Source organism: Aquimarina celericrescens, from assembly GCF_042682765.1.
Lineage (GTDB): Bacteria > Bacteroidota > Bacteroidia > Flavobacteriales > Flavobacteriaceae > Aquimarina > Aquimarina celericrescens.
Map to the genome: position 1 here is coordinate 15,443 of NZ_JBHUHY010000017.1, position 20,224 is coordinate 35,666.

Consider the following 20,224-nt stretch of genomic DNA (forward strand, 5'->3'; position numbering starts at 1 on the left):
TCAAAGGTTTACCACTTTATTTTCTTTTTCTGATCGTAAGGCAGCATCAAAAAGTTGATGAGAGAGAAGCGCTTCTTCGGGAGTAGCGCAATGAAATCTTTCTCCCAGCGATCCTGCTCTTTCTGCAAAATAAGCTCCAAGCATTTGTTGGAAACAATCTGGAAATCCAGGTTCAAAAATTCCTCCTGTTATAGTGTCAAGCACCGATTTGAACCCAAGATCCTCTTTTTGCCAACGTTGTGTAACACCTTCTATGGCAAAGGTCCATAATGTTTTGGGCTCTTTGGTGCTATATTTTACCCCTCCCTTAGTTCCTAAGATTTCAATATACCAGGTATTGGTTTCTGTGGGAGCTATACGCTTCATTTCTATAGTCATAGGAACCGTATGATCCTCTTTCTCAATTCTAGTATGTAGTATAGCATTATCCCAGGTATCGCAGGCTTTCATAGTGCCATCGGCTCCCGGACGCTTCTTAATAATATTTTGTAAATCAGCATATACCGATATAGGATAATATCCTAATCGAAAAGGAAGGTGGACTGCATGCATGCCAAGGTCTCCCATGACCCCAACCTCGCCACAATATGCCACCATCCGTTTCCAGTTAATTGGTTTTTTAGTATTTACATCACTAGAGTGGTGAAATCCAGATTTAACTTCAAGTAATTTTCCTACTTTGTTGCTTCGTACATACTCTATAACCTTTTGAGGACCTGGTAGAAATGGAAATTCTGAACTACAACGAACAAATCTTTTACTTTCCTTAACCTTGTCAATAATATTTCGACATGATTTCAAGTCAATACCAAAGGGTTTTTCGGCAATTAGATCTTTACCAGATGCTAAGACCTGTTTATATAATTCTTCATGTAAATGATGGGGAACTGCCACATAAACAACCTCAATTTCTTTATTCTTCAGTAGTTCTGACGCAACAGTAGTGAATTGGGTTACGGTAGCGACTTTTTTGTACCATTCCAATACGTTTTCATCAAGATCACATACAGCTTTTAATACAGGTTTTACCGGCATATCATTAAAGACACACCAACGAGAAAAGGCGCTTGCGGCTTCTCGTCCCATTAATCCTCCCCCTATAATTCCTACGTTTACTTCTTTCATACTGGGGTATTTACAAATTCTATAGCTTCTTTCGCAGTAGCATTATAGTGTACGATAGATAGTAAAGCTTTTGTAATTCCGGAGGGATTTGGATGCTGTATTACATTTCGGCCATAAACAATCCCAGATGCTCCCTGTTGGATCAATTTTTCTGTTCGATCAAGAATTTCTTCATCTGGTGCTCTGCCACCTCCGCGTACCAGAATGGGAACTTCACCTGCTATTTCTATTATTTTATGATATATAGAGACATCTTTTGTAGGATCTGCTTTGATGATATCTGCTCCTAATTCTACTGCTTGTCTGACCAGTGGCATAATTTTAGTTTCATCTCCATCTACCATATATCCTCCTGCTTGCTCATTGGCTTGAAAAACCAAGGGTTCTACCATCATCGGCATACAGAATTCATCTGCTAGGGGTTTTAACTTTAAGATGTTCTTGATACATTGATCTGTCACTTCAGGAGCACCAGGAATTAAAAATAAATTTACACACATACAAGCTGCATCGAGTTGTACAGCTTGTTTTACACAACCTTCTAGTAGCAAACTAAATGAAGTTGTATGCAATGACTTTCCGTAGACATTGGCCACATCGGTTCGCAAAACCAAAGCTGGTTTATGTTTGCCGGGGAGGCGTTGTAGATATTTTGCTTGTCCTGTAGTGAGTTGTATAGCATCTGGATTGGCCTTTACAACGGTTTTGATCGCAGATTCTATGTTTTCTATACTTTTTAGAAATCCAAACTCATTGAAAAAACCATGGTCTATAGCTACATCAAAACATTTTCCTGAAGTAGCATTGAATAATCGATTTAATCGGTATTGTTTCATTTGTTCCTTGTATTATTATTTTTTAATTATCATACTTCGATTTGGCTTCGTATAAATATGGAATTCGCCATTGACTTTAAAAGGATGATACAGGGATGTATTTCTAGTGTTCATTTAATTGGTTGTAATATAGCTGCCCAGCCACCACCTTTTGCCAATTGAATGGTAAGTCGTTTATCTTGACTCACTGCTTGGGTAGTCACCTCATAATCTTCTGCAAAAGTGTTCGCATTTATTCCGTCTCTAAAAATTTTTGCGTTATAACTACCTTCAGAAAGAAACGACAGATCAATAGTAATTTCTTGTTCGTTTTGATTACCCATTATTCCCAGGTACCAAGTATCGTTTTTTCTCCGGGCTATTGCGACCTTATTTTCAATCTTTGCATCTAATACGATGGTTTCATCCCAGGTCACAGGAATTTGAGAGATAAATTCTACAGTTTTCTGATCTTTAAGATATGAGGATGGTGAATCACATAACATCTGTAATGCACTTTCATAAACTATATACATTGCCACTTGGTGTGCTCTTGTACCAATACTAGCCGGTCGATTAAAACTAATATAATGGTTTTCGGGTTGTCTATTTTCCATGGCTCCGGGAGTATAATCCATGGGTCCGACTGCCATTCTTATAAACGGGAGTGTGACGTTATGATCGGGAGTTAGAAAATTACCCCATTTGTTATTTTCTGCGCCTCTAACACCTTCGTAGGTGAGCACATTAGGATACGCGCGCCGAAGCCCCGCAGGCTTAAATCCTCCGTGAAAGTCAATGATCAATTGCTGTTCGGCAGCTTTTTTTGCAAGATTTGAATAAAAATTAACCATTTCCTGGTCAGCCCGTTGCATAAAATCTACTTTTATGCCCTTTGCACCCCAATCGTGATAGGTTTTCAGAATAGTCTCCATATTTCTATTTAGAGGTTCCCAAAGGCACCAAAGTACGATGCCTACGTTTTTTTTCTTTCCGTAATTAATTAATTCTTTAACATTTATTTCAGGGTTGAAAGCAGTAATGTTAGTCGTGCTTTTAGACCAGCCTTCATCAAGAATGATATATTCGAGATCATACTTTGAGGCAAAATCTATATAATACTTGTAGGTAGCTGTATTGAGTCCTGCTTTAAAATTTACATCATATACATTGTTAGCATTATACCAATCCCAGGCAACTTTACCGGGTTGTATCCACGATACATCCTTTATTTCTTGAGATCTTGAAAGCAGATACACCATATCCTGTGTGATGAGATCTGCATCTTTTTGACTGAAATAGAAGAAACGCCAAGGGAAACTTCTTTTTCCATTAGTCTTGGCAATATAATTCGCTTCTTTAGTAATGTAAGCAATGCGGTCAGTCGCATCGGGATGAGGTTGAGTTGCCAAAACTACTTTCGGAAATTTGGCCTGTAAAGAGTTTGAAGAAGTACCTTTAAAAAAAAGCATTGGATAATCATAAACATCTGCATCAGAAATGAGAATATTCAATCCATTTTTCTTCTTCATTAGTACGGGCATCGAACAAAAGTCGGTATTCTTTAAAGTGTCGATCTTCGTTTTTAGATACGATCTTTCAAAATGTGAGTATAATGAGTCTTCTTTAGGAAAATAGGCTAGCGTTTCTTTCGGAAAAGTAATCTCCAATTCTTCATCAGTGATCGTAATTTCTTTTTCAAAAGAAGTAATGAATCGATATGCAACTGCTCGGTCATAAACCCGTATTTGTATTGCGTAATCATCAAAAGTGAGTTCGACTTCGTTATAATAATCTAAAATCTTTTCATTTTTAAGAGGAAACGGAACCTTTACAATTTCTCTTTTTTCTTGAGTCTTTTTTTTCCTAAGTTTAGGTTTATAGCCTAACTTTTGATTGTCAAGATTTAGTAAAGTCTTTATGTTATTGATAACTATTTGGTTTTCTGAAATTATATTAAAAGAAATGTTATCCTTTAACGAAACATTAATAGTGGTTTTTCCATTAGGAGAACTAAATTTTTCCTGCGCAAATACGCCTTTAAGACTAAACAGTATGTACACAAAATATAGCAATACACGATTCATATAGATTCAATTAAAATTTTTGAGTATTGTAATTATTCAAAACCTTTTGGATAAGAACATTTTCATTCGAAAATTAGAAAAAAATAATCATATGACAATATAAGATATATGATTTATAAAAACTTAAAACACTGATAAACAGTATTTTATTATTGTTTTATGTGAAATAAACCGTAATGGTTGTAGTTTTTAGATAAGAGATTGACAAAATAGTATCGTTTGATAGGTAATGTTTCTGTTAGTTTTGAAAATAGATGTAGTTTTTAATTCAATTTTGAGTCAGTTCAATTTTGTAAAATCATTTCACTTGTACCAATAATATATTAGGAATTCTTAAGATTTATGAAACAGACCTTTGTCATTGGGGTAGATTTTGGTACAGATTCGGTTCGGGCTATACTCGTCAATACAAGTGATGGTACTATTGTCGCTGAGAGTATTTTTGAGTATCCCAGATGGAAACAAGGTCTTTACTGCAAACCCGAAAAGCAGCAGTTCAGGCAACATCCTTTAGATCATATCGAAGGGTTGAAAGATACGATCAATAATATTGTAAAAGATGCTAAGATTGAACAATCAGCAATTAAAGGAATTTGTGTAGATACTACTGGATCATCACCAATTCCTGTTGATTCAGATGGAAATGCTTTGGCATTGCAAAAAGATTTTTCTGAAAATCCAGATGCTATGATGATTTTATGGAAAGATCATACCGCGATTAAAGAAGCAGAAGAAATTACTAGATTGGCAAAAACTTGGGGTGGTCCTAATTTTACTGAGTTTGTAGGTGGAGTATATTCTTCAGAATGGTTTTGGGCTAAGATTTTATTTAGTATTAGAAACAATGAAAGCATAAGATCAGCCGCCTATTCCTGGATGGAACATTGTGACTACATAACATTTTTACTGACAGAAAATAAGGATCTAAAAACCTTCAAAAGGAGTCGTTGTGCTGCGGGACATAAAGCGATGTGGAATAGACTATGGGGTGGTCTACCATCAGAAGAATTTCTTTCACGATTAGACCCTTACCTTGGATCACTAAGATCCAGATTGTATGAGGAAACATATACATCTAATGAACCTGCCGGAACCTTGTCTAAAGAATGGTCTGAAAAATTAGGATTGTCTGAATCTACCATCATTACTGTGGGGACTTTTGATGCGCATGCAGGTGCCGTAGGATCAGAAATTAAAAAAAATACTTTGGTGAAGGTGATGGGGACTTCGACTTGTGATATCATAGTTAGCTCCAAAGAAAACCTTCATAATATGGCATTACCTGGAATTTGTGGACAAGTTGATGGTTCAGTATTACCAAACTTTACAGGGCTTGAAGCAGGTCAGTCGGCATTTGGTGATTTGCTTGCGTGGTTCGTAGAAATACTCTATTGGCCGATAAAACAAGTCGGTCATAGTGATGATAACTTATTAGAAGTATCTAAAGAGGATATTCACAAAATGTTATCTTCAAAAGCAGAAAAGATTCCTGATCAAGCTTCTTTGCCTTTATCCATTGATTGGATTAATGGTAGAAGAACACCTCATGCCAATCAGACTTTAAAAGCCGCTATTGCTAATCTGGATCTGGGAACAACCGCTCCTCATATTTATAAAAGTTTAATAGAGGCTATTGGCTACGGAGCGAAAAATATATTAGAACATTTCGAAGAAAGAGAAGTAGAAATACAAACTGTCATTGGAGTAGGAGGAGTAGCCAAGAAATCTCCACTCGCAATGCAAACCCTAGCCAACATACTCAACATGCCAATCCATATTGCTAAAACCGAACAGGCCTGTGCCTTGGGTGCCGCAATGTACGCCGCTGTAGCATCTGGAATTCATTCCAATCTCCAAGATGCCATCTTAAAAATGGGACATGGTTTTGAAATCACCTATTATCCTGAAAAATCTGCTGTGATTCAGTATCAGCATACTTATAAAAATTATCTGAAGTTAGGTGCATTTGTAGAATATACTTCATTAAATACCAAAGCGTATGTCTAAATATGATGATCTAAAAAAGAGGTGTTACGAAGCAAATATGCAATTACCTGAACTGCAACTGATTGTATATACTTTTGGAAATGTAAGTGTAGTAGATAGAGCACAAAACGTTTTTGCAATAAAACCAAGCGGTGTGCCTTATGCTCAGTTATCCCCGACTGATATAGTCATTGTAGATTTTGAAAATCAAATTATAGAAGGAAGTTTAAGGCCCTCTTCAGATACCAAAACCCATGCTTACTTGTATAAGTCATGGCAAGGTATCGAAAGTATTTGTCATACCCATTCTACATTTGCCGTTGCATGGTCACAAGCTCAACGCGATATTCCTATTCTGGGAACTACACATGCCGATCACCTTATTACAGACGTGCCTTGCACAGAACCTATGAAAGATGAAGATATTAAAGGTGATTATGAGCATATGACGGGTAAACAAATTGTAGAATATTTTGAAAGGCATGATTTATCCCCTACAGAAACAGAAATGATTCTGATAGCTAACCACGGCCCGTTTACCTGGGGGGCATCACATGAAAAAGCAGTGTATAACAGTAAAATTTTAGAAGAATTGGCTCATATGGCTTATTTAACAGAGCAAATCAATCCTGAAGCAAAACGTTTAAAGGATTCTTTGATCCAAAAACACTATGAAAGAAAACATGGTAAAGATGCTTACTATGGACAATAAAGAAAACATGCTATTAGAAAATACTAACGATCTTGAAGTTTGGTGGGTTACAGGAAGCCAACATTTGTATGGTCCAGAAGTTCTAAATAACGTGGCTGAGCATACACAGATAATAGTTTCATTTTTAAATAATCTTAATAAACTTCCTCTTAGGATTTTTTCTACGGGTGTAGTAGCTTCAAGCGAAGAAATTCACCAAATTTGTGACAAGGCAAATTCTTCAAAAAAATGTATTGGTGTTATCTTTTGGATGCATACTTTTTCCCCTGCAAAGATGTGGATTCGTGGCCTGAAAGAACTGCAAAAACCAATATTGCACTTCCATACGCAGTTCAATGCCAAAATTCCTTGGGAAACTATTGATATGGATTTTATGAATGAAAACCAATCTGCGCATGGTGGGCGTGAGTTTGGTTTTATGATGAGCAGAATGAAAAAGGATCGTAAGATTGTTGTAGGGCATTGGAAAGACAATAAAATTCACGATAAGCTTTGCGACTGGTGTAATGTGGTTGTAGGATACCACGCATTAAAACATGCCAAAGTAGCCAGAATTGGTGATAACATGAGGGAAGTGGCGGTAACCGAAGGGGATAAAGTCGCTGCACAATTTAAATTCGGTTTTACCGTAGAAGGATACGGTATAGGTGATCTTGTTGAACATATAAATGAAGTTTCGAGTCAGGATGTACGGTATTTAATTGAACAGTACCAAAAGGAGTATCATTTTGATATCGATATTCAAAAACATACCTCGGTAACTGAAGCCGCAAAGATTGAATTGGGACTTCGACAGTTTTTAAAAGTAGTAAACGCAACTGCATTCACTACTACTTTCGAAAATTTGCATGGTATGAATCAATTACCAGGTATATCCGTTCAACGTTTAATGAAAGAAGGATATGGATTTGGCGCTGAAGGTGACTGGAAAACGGCAGCATTACTTTATGCGCTCAAGACAATGAGTGTTGGTTTAGAAGGAGGAACTTCATTCATGGAAGACTATACATATCATTTTGATTCGGACCAATCTTTGGTGTTAGGGTCTCATATGCTGGAAGTTTGTCCTTCGATTGCAGCAAAAAAGCCTTTTTGCGAAGTACATCCATTATCCATAGGAGGTAAAGCTAATCCTGCTCGTTTGGTTTTTGATGTTGGTGAAGGAGCTGCTATCAATGTGTCACTTATTGATTTAGGAAACCGTTTTCGCATGATTTGTAATGAGGTAGACATAATTAACCCACCAAAAAACTTGCCTAAACTACCTACAGCAAGAGCTCTTTGGAAACCAAAACCCAATTTTGAAACCGCTATTGAGGCATGGATTTATGCTGGTGGAGCACATCATACCGTTTTCAGCAAAGCTCTAAAAACGACTCATATCGTCGATTTGTGCGAAATGCTAGATATAGAATTGATCATAATCGATAATGCGACAGGTTTGTCGTCCTTAAAAAATCAACTCAAAACCAATGAAGTATTTTATCAAAATCGCTTGAATTTGTCATAGAGATCGAACCCACGTTTAAAAAATTAATCAATAATGAATGATCCATGATACTTTGGCTGATAGCAATCAATGTAATGTGTAGTGAATTCTGTGTAACTATTAAGAAAAGACATCATATATATGAAAAGCTTAGATATATTAGACTGGATTTTTATAGGACTATACTTTCTAGTACTTTTTGGAATTGCCATTTGGGTGATTTTTCAAAAAAATAATGATACCAAAGATTATTTTCTGGCAGGAAAGAATATTGGTTGGTTTGTCGTAGGGGCTTCTATTTTTGCATCAAACATAGGGTCTGAACACGTTGTTGGACTGGCTGGCGCAGGAGCAAGTAATAAGATTCCGATGCTTATTTATGAAATTCATGCATGGATTGTATTATTATTGGGATGGGTTTTTCTCCCATTTTATGCACGAAGTGGCGTATTTACAATGCCGGAGTTTCTTGAGAAAAGATTTAGTGCAAAATCTCGTTGGTTTTTATCGGTGGTTTCACTGGTGGCTTATATACTAACCAAGATTTCTGTAACTATTTATGCCGGTGGAGTAGTTGTTGCAGCTCTTCTAGGAATTAATTTTTGGGTTGGAGCATTATCTACTGTAATTTTAACAGGGATTTATACAGTTCTTGGTGGAATGCGAGCCGTAGTGTACACAGAAACGTTACAAACAGTTGTATTGGTAATAGGTGCTGCAGCATTAACTTTTATAGGAATCAATCATGTTGGCGGTTGGAGTGAAATGAAAACTACATTAGGAGCAGAATACTTTAATATGTGGAGACCTTCTACAGATCCAGATTTTCCCTGGCCATCCCTAGTAATTACGAGTACCATAGTTGGTATTTGGTATTGGTGTACAGATCAATATATTGTGCAACGTGCCTTAACGGCAAAAAATCTTAAAGAAGGTAGACGTGGGACAATTTGGGGTGCTTTGTTAAAATTATTACCAGTGTTTTTATTTTTGGTTCCTGGGATGATTGCTCTAACTTTAAAAGTAAAAGGAGAACTCGAGTGGGATTCTCCTGATCAGGCTTTTCCCGTACTAATGAGTAACTTGTTGCCTTCGGGGTTACGCGGATTGGTGGCTGCTGGATTATTAGCGGCTTTAATGAGCTCGCTAGCTTCTGTTTTTAATTCGTGTTCTACTTTATTCACGGTGGATATTTACAAAAAAATACGTCCGCAAACTGAAGAAAAGAAATTGGTTTCCATAGGTAAATTTGCTACAGTTATTGTTGTGATTTTGGGTATTCTATGGATTCCTATTATGCAAAATATCTCTGGAGTGTTGTATGAATATCTTCAAAAGGTACAAGCGTATATTGCTCCACCGATCACTGCAGTTTTTCTCTTGGGTATTTTTTTCAGAAGGATAAATGCACCGGGCGCTTATGCAACATTAATTGTGGGATCTGTGATTGGAGCTGTACGAATTATTCTGGAATTGGTAGCTGTACATCTTGAAATCGGATCGTTATTGCACAGTTTGGCGACTATGAACTTTCTGACTTTTGGGGCTTGGTTTTTTTTAGTATGCGTTTTAATTGCCGTAGGAGTAAGTTTTGCTACTACGCCGCAAACGCTAGAGCGTTTGGCAGGCTTAACCTTTTCAACATTATCTAAAAAAGATAAACTTGAAAATGAGAACAGTTATAATTGGAAAGATATTGCTTTATCTGTACTGGTACTAATAGTAGTAGCCAGTGTAATGATCTTTTTTAATGGAAAATAAATGTATTCAAAATTATTTTTATATTCTTATAAGTCTTATCTGTATGACTGTTTATACGCAATCTGAAGATCAAACTATTACAATTTATAGAGGACAACATAAATTAATTGTAGACCCTATTAGGGGAGCCCGTATATTATCATATCAATACAACAATCAAGAACTTCTGATACAGCCTGAAGAGCATTCAGAGTTCTATGGATCAACATTGTGGCCATCTCCGCAAAGTGTTTGGAATTGGCCGCCACCTAAAGCATTGGATAAGATGCCTTACACCACTCAAAAAATTTCAAATGGATACATTTTTACCAGCGAAAAAGATAGCATTACAGGACTTATATTTGAAAAAAAAGTCAAATTAGACGAAAAAGGTGCAGTACTACTAACATACAAAGCTTATAATAGGGGAAAAACATCTATTAAGACCGCTCTCTGGGAAGTGAATCGGGTTAAAGGGGGGCTTACTTTTTTTCCTTTTGATACAGAAAAACCCGAAGCTGATTCTTTATCTAACTTAACATCTGTAAAGCTCGAAAATGATGTGCTCTGGTATCGTTTTAACAAAAACTTAGTCAATAATAAGGCTCAGAAATTATTTGCAAATGGAAAAGAAGGATGGCTCGCACATATCGAAAATGGAATGTGTTTTCTAAAAATTTTTGATGATGTGAAAAAAAATGAAATTCCGCCGCAACAAGGAGAAATAGAATTGTACGTAAATGATAAAGCGACTTACATAGAAATTGAAAACCATTCTTCTTATGTTTTACTATCCTCAGAAGACTCACACTCTTATCAAATGCAATGGTATTACCTACCGGTTCCTAAACATTTGGATAGTGATAATACTGATCCCGAATTTATGAAGTGGATCAAAAGTATAGTCAAAAATATGAAGGATAAATAAGATATACCTGTTATTCTTAGAATATGGATTATTCTATAACTATAAAATCAGCAGGTTTTAATTGAATGTTATCTTTAAATTCAATGATAAGAAATTCGGAGTCATCATGTTTGTATTTATTCCATTTACCGTTAATCTTTTGATTTGTAGATGTTGAGATTTTGGCTGTATTTAGTTTTGGCAACAATTCAGAAGGTAATTTTAATGAAGACAAAGTTAGACTCCCTTGCTTACAAATTAACTTCAATTTTCCTTTCTCTTTTAAAAACTGTCCTGTACCGGTATTCGCACTAAAAAAATAGGTAAAGGTATTCTCTTTGGTTTTGGGATCAAAGGTGTATTGATTTTTAACAATATTGAATCCACTGAGCGCATCGATAACGGACCATGCAGACATAGGGCGATAATAATGTCCGCCAAACTCTTGATGATCCCAATACAAGCCTGCTTTGCGATAGCGGTTATCAACAGCTTGAATGATATTTTTCCCTTGATCTATCATTCCTTCTCTAATTAGAAAGGCTGCAAAAGCTAGTTCTACACCCGTCCATGGGGTATTTGCCTGATCTACCCAAAGATTTGTATCGTGCATAGGATAAAAGAGCTTGTGTTCTGGCCAGGTACAATTGCGTAAATAGGTTTCTTCAATAAATGAATAATCCAAAATGGTTTGTAAAGAAGATTTAATTTTTTGCTCTTCAAATAATCTTCCTAAACCCGCTTGATGTGCCACCCACTGCCCGAATAATTGATCGGTTAAACAACCTTCATCTTTTCCCTTTTCTCCCAAATAATCATTTGATAACCTGTAGTATTGACCATTCCATAATTGACTGTCTATTAAATCAATTCCATTGTTGGCAATTTTCTCATATGTTTTTGACAGAGATTCTTCCCCCATATCCTTTGCAGCAATGGCAGCCATTTTTAATGCAGCAATCCACTGGCTTACGATATAAGATGATAACCCATACATCGGAAAATTGTCATAGCTGCACATGATACCGTGCATATCTGGCATCTCATCACCATCTTTATCTAATTCTTTTAATACATAGTCTATCGATAATTTAACAGAAGGCCACATCTCTCGTAGATATGAAGTATCATTCGTATACAAATAGTCTCTTAAAACCAATTGAATATAATTTGGTGCTAAATCTACCCGTTCATATACTCCAAAAGTCCCATTTTTATTTTTGCCAAGATCGAATCCCAGTCCGTGGTTGATTTCACCTTTTTCGGTTTGTAGCACTTTATGAGCCTTCATCATAGATTTTTGTAATTCAGGAAACAGGGATAGTGTCATTACCGATCCATAAAGTGAAACATCGGTAGTCGCAAAAGGTCCCCAGGCTTGATTAGCTGTCATTCCTTCCTGTATCGCAAATCGACCGGATTTATCATATTGACTTGATGTAACTAATGTATTTAATTGTGAATTTACCTGATTTAAAATAAATGGTTCAACAGAGCTTTCATAAAAATCATTCGTAAATTGTTTTGTTCTCTGATAAAGCGATTTTTTGTTTTTCGTAACGTATGAATTTACTTGTTCGACATTTTTAAAATTATTTTCATAGTATCTTCCTACGATGTTTGTTTGCTTCAGGGCAATTTCATAGCCTTTATCACCTGGCAATAACGTGTTCTTTTTCTTATTTCTTTTACCGTTGACGGCTCCGTAGGCATTAGGAAAATACCAGGACATAAAAAAATCGGCTTTTACAGGTTTTCCCGAAACTACAGTTTTAGTAATGGCGATAGAACTTTTCAATATTTGATTATTATCATCGCCTGTAAAAGCGATCTGTGTGCCATCAGGGGCGGTTTTATTACGATTTTTGGTATCATCTATGTTGGCTAGCTTTGAAGATGTTAAAAGCTTTTCCATAAAGGGGTGTCGATGTGCCCAACCGGTGTAATAAGAAACGTCTTGCTCTCCAAAAGCCCCTAATCCCATATGGCCGTATGTATTATGATCAGTGGGGACACCACCAACATCATGTTTAAAAAAGGTATACCCATCTTTTTTCTGAATTTCGGTCTTAAAGAACTTCTTTCCCTTATCAAACGCAACTAAATTTCTTTGTGTAGCGATGATTTCGACCTCTAGAGGAGTGTCTGTTTTTGAAGTTATAGAAAAATTAAAATAAACTACAGGAATACTAGAATCGTCGGGGTTGTGAGGAATGAAAGGAGAAAAAGTTTCTAGCGATATCATAAAAGGCATTTCGTTATCTGAAAATGTCATTTTTACAAAAGGAAAATTTGCGTGGTACTCTATTGTTTCGATCGGAGTTAACCACGGAAAATAATAGATAGGGCTCTCATTTAATAAACCACCTTGATCAATCCCATCGCTATGTTGAAGGAGTTTAATTTTAGGTTGCTTTCCTGCTTCTTTATATCTCACAAGGAAAAATAAAAAAGAATTATGATCATTAGAAAAGGGTTTTATTGGTAAATCTAAAATAGAACCTGTACCAGAAGGATAGTTATTAAAAATAGACCAATTGTAAAAGTTTCCATCTTTTCTAAGTTCAATACTACCTGTTCCTAATCCTCCAAGCGCAACACCACTGCGTACACGATGTGAACGATGAGATACCTCTGGCTTTGATAGTGAATTTGACTGAGCAAGAGTAATGAAACACAAAAGAACGCTTACGAAAAAATTGATTTGTTGTTTAAAATTAGAGAACATTGACATTTTAAAAGTATCTAAGTCGTTAAAAATGAAAATTACATATTAGAAAAGCGAATGAATGATACTTTTTTGTCATTTATTAATGAAATCACAAACTCTGTTTATCTGTTGTAAAGTTTCTCAATGAGTAATTCCGATTGATAGCGTATACATTCTTTCAATTACAAAAAAGTCTTTCGTAAAATACGCTGGCACCCCTAAAATTAAGGGAATCCCATAATTATTATGTGTTATTTACGGTTAATTCAGTTTTTGCTATAATTTATTGACAATTTAGTATCGGTTAATGAAAAATTCTTGTTTGTGTCTCAACATAAATGTTATCAATTTTGTATTCACAATTAACCCAAAAAAATAATTATGAAACACACACAAATCATTACCCCAGTGAAAAAAGGGTGGAGTGCGTTCATTATTTTATGCTTAACTTTTTTAAGTTTTACTAAAATAACGGCACAAGATCTTATCGAAGTTTCACCGATTACGGATAGAATTTTATTACTGTATATTGAAGAAGGTCATATGGATCTTTATAGCGCAGGGCAGACACCTGCGGACATTATACCCTATGGGCAACCTCTAGACGTCGCAAAAGCGATGAATTTAGGAAATTACAGCATCAAAAGTTCTGAGGATGCTTCGTACAACTCAGCTCAAAGACCGATAAATATTGGAAGGAAATCGAAAGGAATAGATTTCAACGATGAAAATAGCGGCGACGGTGAAGAAGATATATTTTTAGGACATTGGATATATATCGAATTGCCGCAACCGTTAAAAGATGGAATGACTTATACTATTACAAATAATGACGTTGTTCAAAACATAGAAGAATCAAAATTTACATTTGATGTGAATACAGTAAGATCAGAAACGATACATGTAAATCAAATTGGTTTTCCTTCAAATTCTGCAAAATATGCGTATCTATCTCAATGGATGGGGGATTTTAATACTTCTAAACATAGTGACGGTGGCTTAGAATTAGATGACTATGCCGGCGCAGAGTTTAGGGTTGTTAATTTTTCTACCGGAAGTACTGTATATACTGGCACCATAGAAAAACGATTGGACAAATCTGTTAAGGAATCAACTCATCCTGATTTTGGGAGTACCGGAAATTATTCAAAGGCCGATGTATGGCAATGTGATTTTAGTAATGTTACTTCTCCAGGAGAATATGTAATAGTAGTTGATAGAATAGGAAGATCTTTTCCTTTTGAAATTTCTAATGATGTGACCAAAGAACCATTCTATTATGTGATGAAAGGACTGTTCTGGCAACGACAAGGTGTATTTAAAGAACAATATGACGGTAAGATAATTCCTGCAGATTATCACGGAACCAACTGGAAATGGGATAATCTTTGGAATCCAGGAGACGGACACGGTTTAAAAGAAGGAGATGATAAATTAATAGTTCCCTTTGATATCAATAGGGCTGTAGATGTAAGCGGAATTTACGGTTATTATTTTGATGCCGGTGATTTTGATGGTTATAATAACCATAGTAGAGTCCCTATGTTATTAATGATGCTTTATGACATTTCTCCTGATCAATTTAGAGATGGTGAGATTGGAAATAGATATAAAAGGAATGAAAGTGATTCGTGGATTGATGAAGGAAATAATGGTGTTCCGGATCTTTTAGACGAAGCAAGTTGGCTGGTAAAATATGGTAAAAGATCAAGAGAAATCCTTAAATCTGCAGGAGGTAGCGGTGGAGTACCACTTTATGTGGGTCGTGATGGAGTTACAGATGGAAATGGAACACCAGCTTGGGATGATGATAGAACTTGGTATGTTGCTAGAGAAGATCCAAGAATGACTTTCTACCACGCAGGAAATTCTGCATATTATGCTGCTTGTCTCAATGAGTTTCATCAATTAACCAATTCTGGAAACCATCCAGAGGCTGCCTCTTGGATTGCAGAGGCCAAGAGTGCTTTTGAATGGTCTGAAAATAATATAGGTTTGGTAACAGATACTTACAGGAATGCAGCAAGAAGGATTCGTGCTTTTGCTGCCTCGGCATTATACAAAGCAACAGGCGAAGCCAGGTATCAAACAATTTTTAAAGAAGAATTTCAGTGGGATCCACAAAAAGGAGATGGTGAATGGGCAAATCCAAATGATATTGATGTTGCTGCTGGGATTTACGCTTTGTTACCTAATAATCACCCTAATCTTGATGCTACCTTCAAAAACACCATTAAAGATTACGTGATTAACTCGGTAGAAACCAATAAAGTTCGTGAAATACAAGATAACGCCTTCAGACAACCTATAGAAGATCCTCAATTTATTCAATTGGGAGGACCTAATACTTCCAGAATGACTTTGGTTCCTATAGCTTATGAACTGACCAATGATAAGAAATATCTGGATCTAATGCATAATGCTTATAATTATGTTTTAGGAGGAAACCAAATGAGTATGGTATTTATATCAGGTTTGGGGGAAAGATATGATGACTGGATATTTACACCTAATTCATATCTTACAAGTGATTACAATAGCATGGTATATTCTTCAGAAAGTTTTATAGGTCATACATCTTATTTCTCAGCAACGTTTAATACGGGATATTGGTTTTTTAATAGTATTTTTTCTGAATTCTACGCGCAAGCAGAATCTTATCCTGATTTAAGAACCATAGGAGCTTGGCCAGGAACAGAAAGAAAAACTTATAATCGTTTTAGTATCCAAGGTGGTGAATTCACCGTACAGCAGCAAAACAATCATATGGCATATACAACTGGTTTTGTTAAAGCAAAAGCAAACCCAAATGCAACAAGCTATAGATTGAACGAGAGACCAACGTTATCATTAAATTTAACTAACGGAGATGTATTGCCAGAAGGGATAGTGACCCTAACTGCAAATGCTTCTTCAGATACCCGTTACGTTGATTATTACTATGATTGGCACTTTATAGGCAGAAGTGCTGATAAGGCTAATAATTTTAGGATAGAATGGGATCCCCAGGTTGCTCCGCAAACTCAAGTTTTAGTAACCGCTGTAGCTTATGACGATAAGGGTAGAAAAAGTATACCTACAGCAGGAGCTGATAAAGAGGTAATCGTAGGAGGTGTTTTCATACCAGTTACGAGCGTAGAAGTTAAGCCTTTTTCTTTAACAATGCCTATTGCAAGATCAAAGCAATTAACGGCAATAGTCAAACCAGATAATGCTTCAAATGACAAGGTAAACTGGTCTTCTAATAATACTGCCGTGGCAGCAGTAGATGAAAATGGTAAAGTAACCGCTATTGGTTTAGGTACTACACAAATTAAAGCGACTACAGAAGATGGAAATAAAACGTTCAATGTAAATGTAACAGTAGTTGATCTTACTTGCTCTTCAGCATTAAAAAATCATAGTTTTGAATCTGGTCTTACTAATTGGACTACGAATTCTGGTAGTCCAACCACATCGACTGATGCTGTTGAAGGAAACAATTCTTTACAATTAACTGGCGAATCAGGTATAGAACAACGTTTTTCTCAAGCGTTATCCGCTGGAACGAATGTTGTGGTTAGATTTAGCGCCAAAGTGAATGGCACAATTGGTTGGTCTGGCTCTGGATTTGATTTTAAAGATGCTGCAGGCGAAACTATTGGATCTACCAATTCGCAGATAACTAGTACTGATTGGCAGGAATACTATGTACAGGGCGATGCTCCGGAAGGAACAGTAAGCATCAATGTTTGGGCGTATACTTCTTCTGATATTTTGCTGGTCGACAACTATTGCGTTGATATAGAAGATGCATCTTCTCCAGGAGATACACAGGCCCCTTCAGTTCCTAATGGATTGACTTCATCAGCTATTACTGAAACAAGTTTTGTTTTAGATTGGAATCCTTCTACTGATAATGTTGGAGTGGATCATTATAGTATTTATTTGAATGGAGTTTATAACAAGAGGTCTACTGACGAAAATACAACAGTGAGTGGTTTATCTGCCAATACTAATTATTCAGTTACCGTATCGGCCAGGGATGCAGCAGGAAATGAATCCTCCAGAAGTACTGCTTTGTCTGTAACTACTTCAGGTGATGGAGGTAGTCCCGGAGTTTCGGTTGATATAGAGGCCGAAGAATTTACGGCTCAATCAGGCACTTCGACACAATCGGCAGGTACTTGGTACTCAGGTACAGGATACGTAGATTATGGAGGAAATAACTCTTATGCTGAATGGACTGTAGATCTTACAGGCTCATCTGCCAATTTAGAATTCAGATATACTAATGGAAGTGGTGATAACAGAGCTTGTGATTTATTTATTAACGGAACACTTGTAGGTACCGTGGATTTTCCTACCTCTGGTGGATGGGGAATTGCAACAACTACATCATTTGACGGAGCTATCATAAATGAAGGTACTAATGTAATTCGTTTGGTTGCCAACAATACGTTTAATGGCGGACCTAACTTGGACAGGCTAAGCATAACTACATCTGGAGGTACATCTCCCGGTGTAAACTACACTCAAGACGATAATGGACTAGTTTCAATGGAAGCAGAGGAAGCTACCTCTCAGTCAAATGGAACTGGAACCTTTGCAGCTATGTCTTGGCAGCAACAAAATGATACAGCAGCTAGTAATGGTAGTTTTATGATTGTTCCCGATAATGGAAATATTAATTCCGCAGGCACTTTAAATGGCCCAAGACTTGATTTTGAAATTAATTTTGTAAAAACAGGGACACATTATATTTGGGTGAGACAAAAATCACCAAATGGAGCAGATAATTCTATAATTCCAGCATTTGATGGCGCTTTAATAGCAGATTGGAATATGCCCGATGCATTAACAGAATGGACATGGTCTAAGGCTGGATTTAGTTTTAACGTTGCCAATACGGGGGTTCACACTTTCAGTATTTACATGCGAGAGGATGCAACACCAATCGATAAGATAGAATTAACGTCAAATACTAATTACATTCCTTCAGATACCATAAATGGTTTAAAAGGTCAAATCAATATGGATGCTGATGTTAGTATTTACCCTAATCCTGTAGATAACGAATTACATATTCGATTTAAGTCTGCAAATAAAGTGAATAAGAAGAGCGTTGAATTGTATTCTTTTAACGGGATTTTATTAAACTCACAAAAATTTACTGCAGAAGAAAGTAAAGCAACATTAAACACTAGTAATTTACAGTCTGGTATCTATGTTTTGAAAATAACAGAAGGGCCGAAGAGTACTGAATATAAAATTATTAAAGAGTAAAATAATTTAAATTGATTTTGCTAAAAAGCGTCTGACACAATATGTTAGACGCTTTTTTTGTATTCAAATCTACCTAAATCTTAGTACAATGCCTTTTCTCAACAGTAAAATGAGACAAACTCAAACTAAAGCACTCTTTTTATACCTGAAAAATCTCTTTTGAAATCTGACGGGGTAGAACCTTTACTTCTTTTGAACAAACGATTAAAATTCGCTATGCTGTTGAATCCACACAAATAAGCTACTTCTGATACTCTCAAGTCTTTTTCGATCAACCATCTTGCCGCGTAGCCAAGGCGGATGTCATTGACATATTCTACGAATGTTTTTCCAGTCCTTTTTTTAATGAAACGATTAAAAGAAACACTACTCATATTAACCAGGCTACAAATCTCGTCCAAAGTAATCTTGTTCATATAGTTTTCATGGATATAATCGTAAATTATCTTGATCTTATCATTGTTATCAAAATCTTTACTAAATCCTGTATGTGTAGAAAGTAATCGTTGCTCTCTAGAATTTGCCATATCGTAAAGAATTGATAATAAGGATATAAAATAATCGATACCATCGAGTTTAGATATTTTTTCGATTTTGTTTGATAAGTCTAATGAGATTTTTTTCGAAAAAAGAATACCGTGAGCCGATCTTTCAAATAAGCTTTTAATAGGTTTCATAATTCTTTTAGATAGTAATGACGAAAAGAGCGCTTCATCAAATTGGATAGTAATCTCATGAATATTATTACTTTTACAACTATGTTGTTCCCAAGTATGATATAAATTTGGACCAATTAGAACCAATTCTATATCGTCTATTTCTTCGATAGAATCACCTACAACCCTTCTAACACCTTTGGCGTTTCTGATATAATTGATTTCAAATTCAGGGTGAAAATGCAACGGAAAGTCAAATTCCTCTTTAACTCGATCAAAAACTACAAAGCTATCCTGATTAGATAAAGGAGTAATTTCTCTATGTATCCTATTGTAAATCTCCATTTAAGTGATAATCTTTAAATTTTAATAATTTATGACAAAATAATATCAATACAATATAAACAAAAAATGCGTCGAAATATTTCAGAATCAAATTTAGTTCTGAAGTTTTAAGAAAGCGAAAGTATAGGAATATGATCCAAAAAGTATTAAAAACACAATTTTTATTAAATGTAAATTACTGTAAATTAAAGTGTTATTAAATATTGACATAAACAAAAGAAACCAGGGTCGTCTAATGTTAATTGAATTAATTTTCAGAGGGATAGGATAGATTTTAAATATCTATCGGAAATACAAACTAGAAATTTAAAGGCGTATGATAAATTAATACAAAATAACATAGGTAAATGACAAAATAATACTATAGTTGAATGAGCAATCACGTTA

11 protein-coding genes are annotated in these 20,224 nt (G+C 35.7%); 6 read left to right on the forward strand and 5 right to left on the reverse strand.

Annotated features, from left to right (window positions below; translation table 11 throughout):
- The 3 genes from ACFSJT_RS16800 to ACFSJT_RS16810 form a co-directional block, all read right to left on the reverse strand.
- On the reverse strand, positions 1 to 1,125 hold the full coding sequence (locus ACFSJT_RS16800) for a Gfo/Idh/MocA family protein (protein WP_378321502.1): 1,125 nt from the start codon (positions 1,123 to 1,125) through the stop codon (positions 1 to 3).
- The gene (locus ACFSJT_RS16805) at positions 1,122 to 1,961 is read right to left on the reverse strand and encodes a class I fructose-bisphosphate aldolase (RefSeq protein WP_378321503.1); all 840 of its coding nucleotides are present in this window, start codon (positions 1,959 to 1,961) and stop codon (positions 1,122 to 1,124) included. Before ACFSJT_RS16805 ends, ACFSJT_RS16800 begins: the two co-directional genes overlap by 4 nt.
- Positions 1,962 to 2,071: 110 nt before the next feature.
- Entirely contained in the window at positions 2,072 to 4,027 is a 1,956-nt protein-coding gene (locus ACFSJT_RS16810; protein WP_378321504.1) for a glycoside hydrolase family 97 protein, read from the reverse strand.
- 342 nt (positions 4,028 to 4,369) lie between these two features.
- Between ACFSJT_RS16810 and ACFSJT_RS16815 the strand changes: the two genes are divergently transcribed.
- The 5 genes from ACFSJT_RS16815 to ACFSJT_RS16835 all read left to right on the forward strand — a co-directional run bounded on the left by ACFSJT_RS16815 (position 4,370) and on the right by ACFSJT_RS16835 (position 10,882).
- On the forward strand, positions 4,370 to 6,034 hold the full coding sequence (locus ACFSJT_RS16815) for a ribulokinase (protein ID WP_378321505.1): 1,665 nt from the start codon (positions 4,370 to 4,372) through the stop codon (positions 6,032 to 6,034).
- Positions 6,027 to 6,725, forward strand: coding sequence for an L-ribulose-5-phosphate 4-epimerase AraD (araD, locus tag ACFSJT_RS16820; RefSeq protein WP_378321506.1), 699 nt, complete (start codon positions 6,027 to 6,029; stop codon positions 6,723 to 6,725). Before ACFSJT_RS16815 ends, araD begins: the two co-directional genes overlap by 8 nt.
- Positions 6,726 to 6,732: 7 nt before the next feature.
- Positions 6,733 to 8,235, forward strand: coding sequence for an L-arabinose isomerase (gene araA, locus ACFSJT_RS16825; protein WP_378321694.1), 1,503 nt, complete (start codon positions 6,733 to 6,735; stop codon positions 8,233 to 8,235).
- Positions 8,236 to 8,355: 120 nt separating this feature from the next.
- Entirely contained in the window at positions 8,356 to 9,975 is a 1,620-nt protein-coding gene (locus ACFSJT_RS16830; protein ID WP_378321507.1) for a sodium:solute symporter, read from the forward strand.
- 43 nt (positions 9,976 to 10,018) lie between these two features.
- Positions 10,019 to 10,882 carry a DUF4380 domain-containing protein gene (locus ACFSJT_RS16835; RefSeq protein ID WP_378321508.1) on the forward strand — a complete coding sequence of 288 codons (864 nt, stop codon included), beginning with the start codon at positions 10,019 to 10,021 and terminating at the stop codon, positions 10,880 to 10,882.
- A 28-nt stretch (positions 10,883 to 10,910) separates the two neighbouring features.
- Here ACFSJT_RS16835 and ACFSJT_RS16840 read toward each other — a convergent pair whose 3' ends face one another.
- On the reverse strand, positions 10,911 to 13,589 hold the full coding sequence (locus ACFSJT_RS16840; protein WP_378321509.1) for a GH116 family glycosyl hydrolase: 2,679 nt from the start codon (positions 13,587 to 13,589) through the stop codon (positions 10,911 to 10,913).
- Between the two features lie 363 nt (positions 13,590 to 13,952).
- On the opposite strand from ACFSJT_RS16840, the gene ACFSJT_RS16845 reads away from it, so the two are divergent.
- Positions 13,953 to 18,836 carry an Ig-like domain-containing protein gene (locus ACFSJT_RS16845; RefSeq protein WP_378321510.1) on the forward strand — a complete coding sequence of 1,628 codons (4,884 nt, stop codon included), beginning with the start codon at positions 13,953 to 13,955 and terminating at the stop codon, positions 18,834 to 18,836.
- Between the two features lie 125 nt (positions 18,837 to 18,961).
- Here the strand turns inward: ACFSJT_RS16845 and ACFSJT_RS16850 are convergent, their stop codons facing one another.
- On the reverse strand, positions 18,962 to 19,837 hold the full coding sequence (locus tag ACFSJT_RS16850) for an AraC family transcriptional regulator (protein WP_378321511.1): 876 nt from the start codon (positions 19,835 to 19,837) through the stop codon (positions 18,962 to 18,964).
- Between the last annotated feature and the right edge of the window lie 387 nt (positions 19,838 to 20,224).

Excerpts from the sequence above, each read along its gene's own strand:
- ACFSJT_RS16835 (WP_378321508.1), top strand. The coding sequence starts at position 10,019 with ATGACTGTTTATACGCAATCTGAAGATCAAACTATTACAATTTATAGA.
- araA (WP_378321694.1), top strand. The coding sequence starts at position 6,733 with ATGCTATTAGAAAATACTAACGATCTTGAAGTTTGGTGGGTTACAGGA.
- araD (WP_378321506.1), top strand. The coding sequence starts at position 6,027 with ATGTCTAAATATGATGATCTAAAAAAGAGGTGTTACGAAGCAAATATG.
- ACFSJT_RS16840 (WP_378321509.1), bottom strand. The coding sequence starts at position 13,589 with ATGTTCTCTAATTTTAAACAACAAATCAATTTTTTCGTAAGCGTTCTT.
- ACFSJT_RS16815 (WP_378321505.1), top strand. The coding sequence starts at position 4,370 with ATGAAACAGACCTTTGTCATTGGGGTAGATTTTGGTACAGATTCGGTT.
- ACFSJT_RS16810 (WP_378321504.1), bottom strand. The coding sequence starts at position 4,027 with ATGAATCGTGTATTGCTATATTTTGTGTACATACTGTTTAGTCTTAAA.
- ACFSJT_RS16850 (WP_378321511.1), bottom strand. The coding sequence starts at position 19,837 with ATGGAGATTTACAATAGGATACATAGAGAAATTACTCCTTTATCTAAT.
- ACFSJT_RS16800 (WP_378321502.1), bottom strand. The coding sequence starts at position 1,125 with ATGAAAGAAGTAAACGTAGGAATTATAGGGGGAGGATTAATGGGACGA.
- ACFSJT_RS16830 (WP_378321507.1), top strand. The coding sequence starts at position 8,356 with ATGAAAAGCTTAGATATATTAGACTGGATTTTTATAGGACTATACTTT.
- ACFSJT_RS16845 (WP_378321510.1), top strand. The coding sequence starts at position 13,953 with ATGAAACACACACAAATCATTACCCCAGTGAAAAAAGGGTGGAGTGCG.
- ACFSJT_RS16805 (WP_378321503.1), bottom strand. The coding sequence starts at position 1,961 with ATGAAACAATACCGATTAAATCGATTATTCAATGCTACTTCAGGAAAA.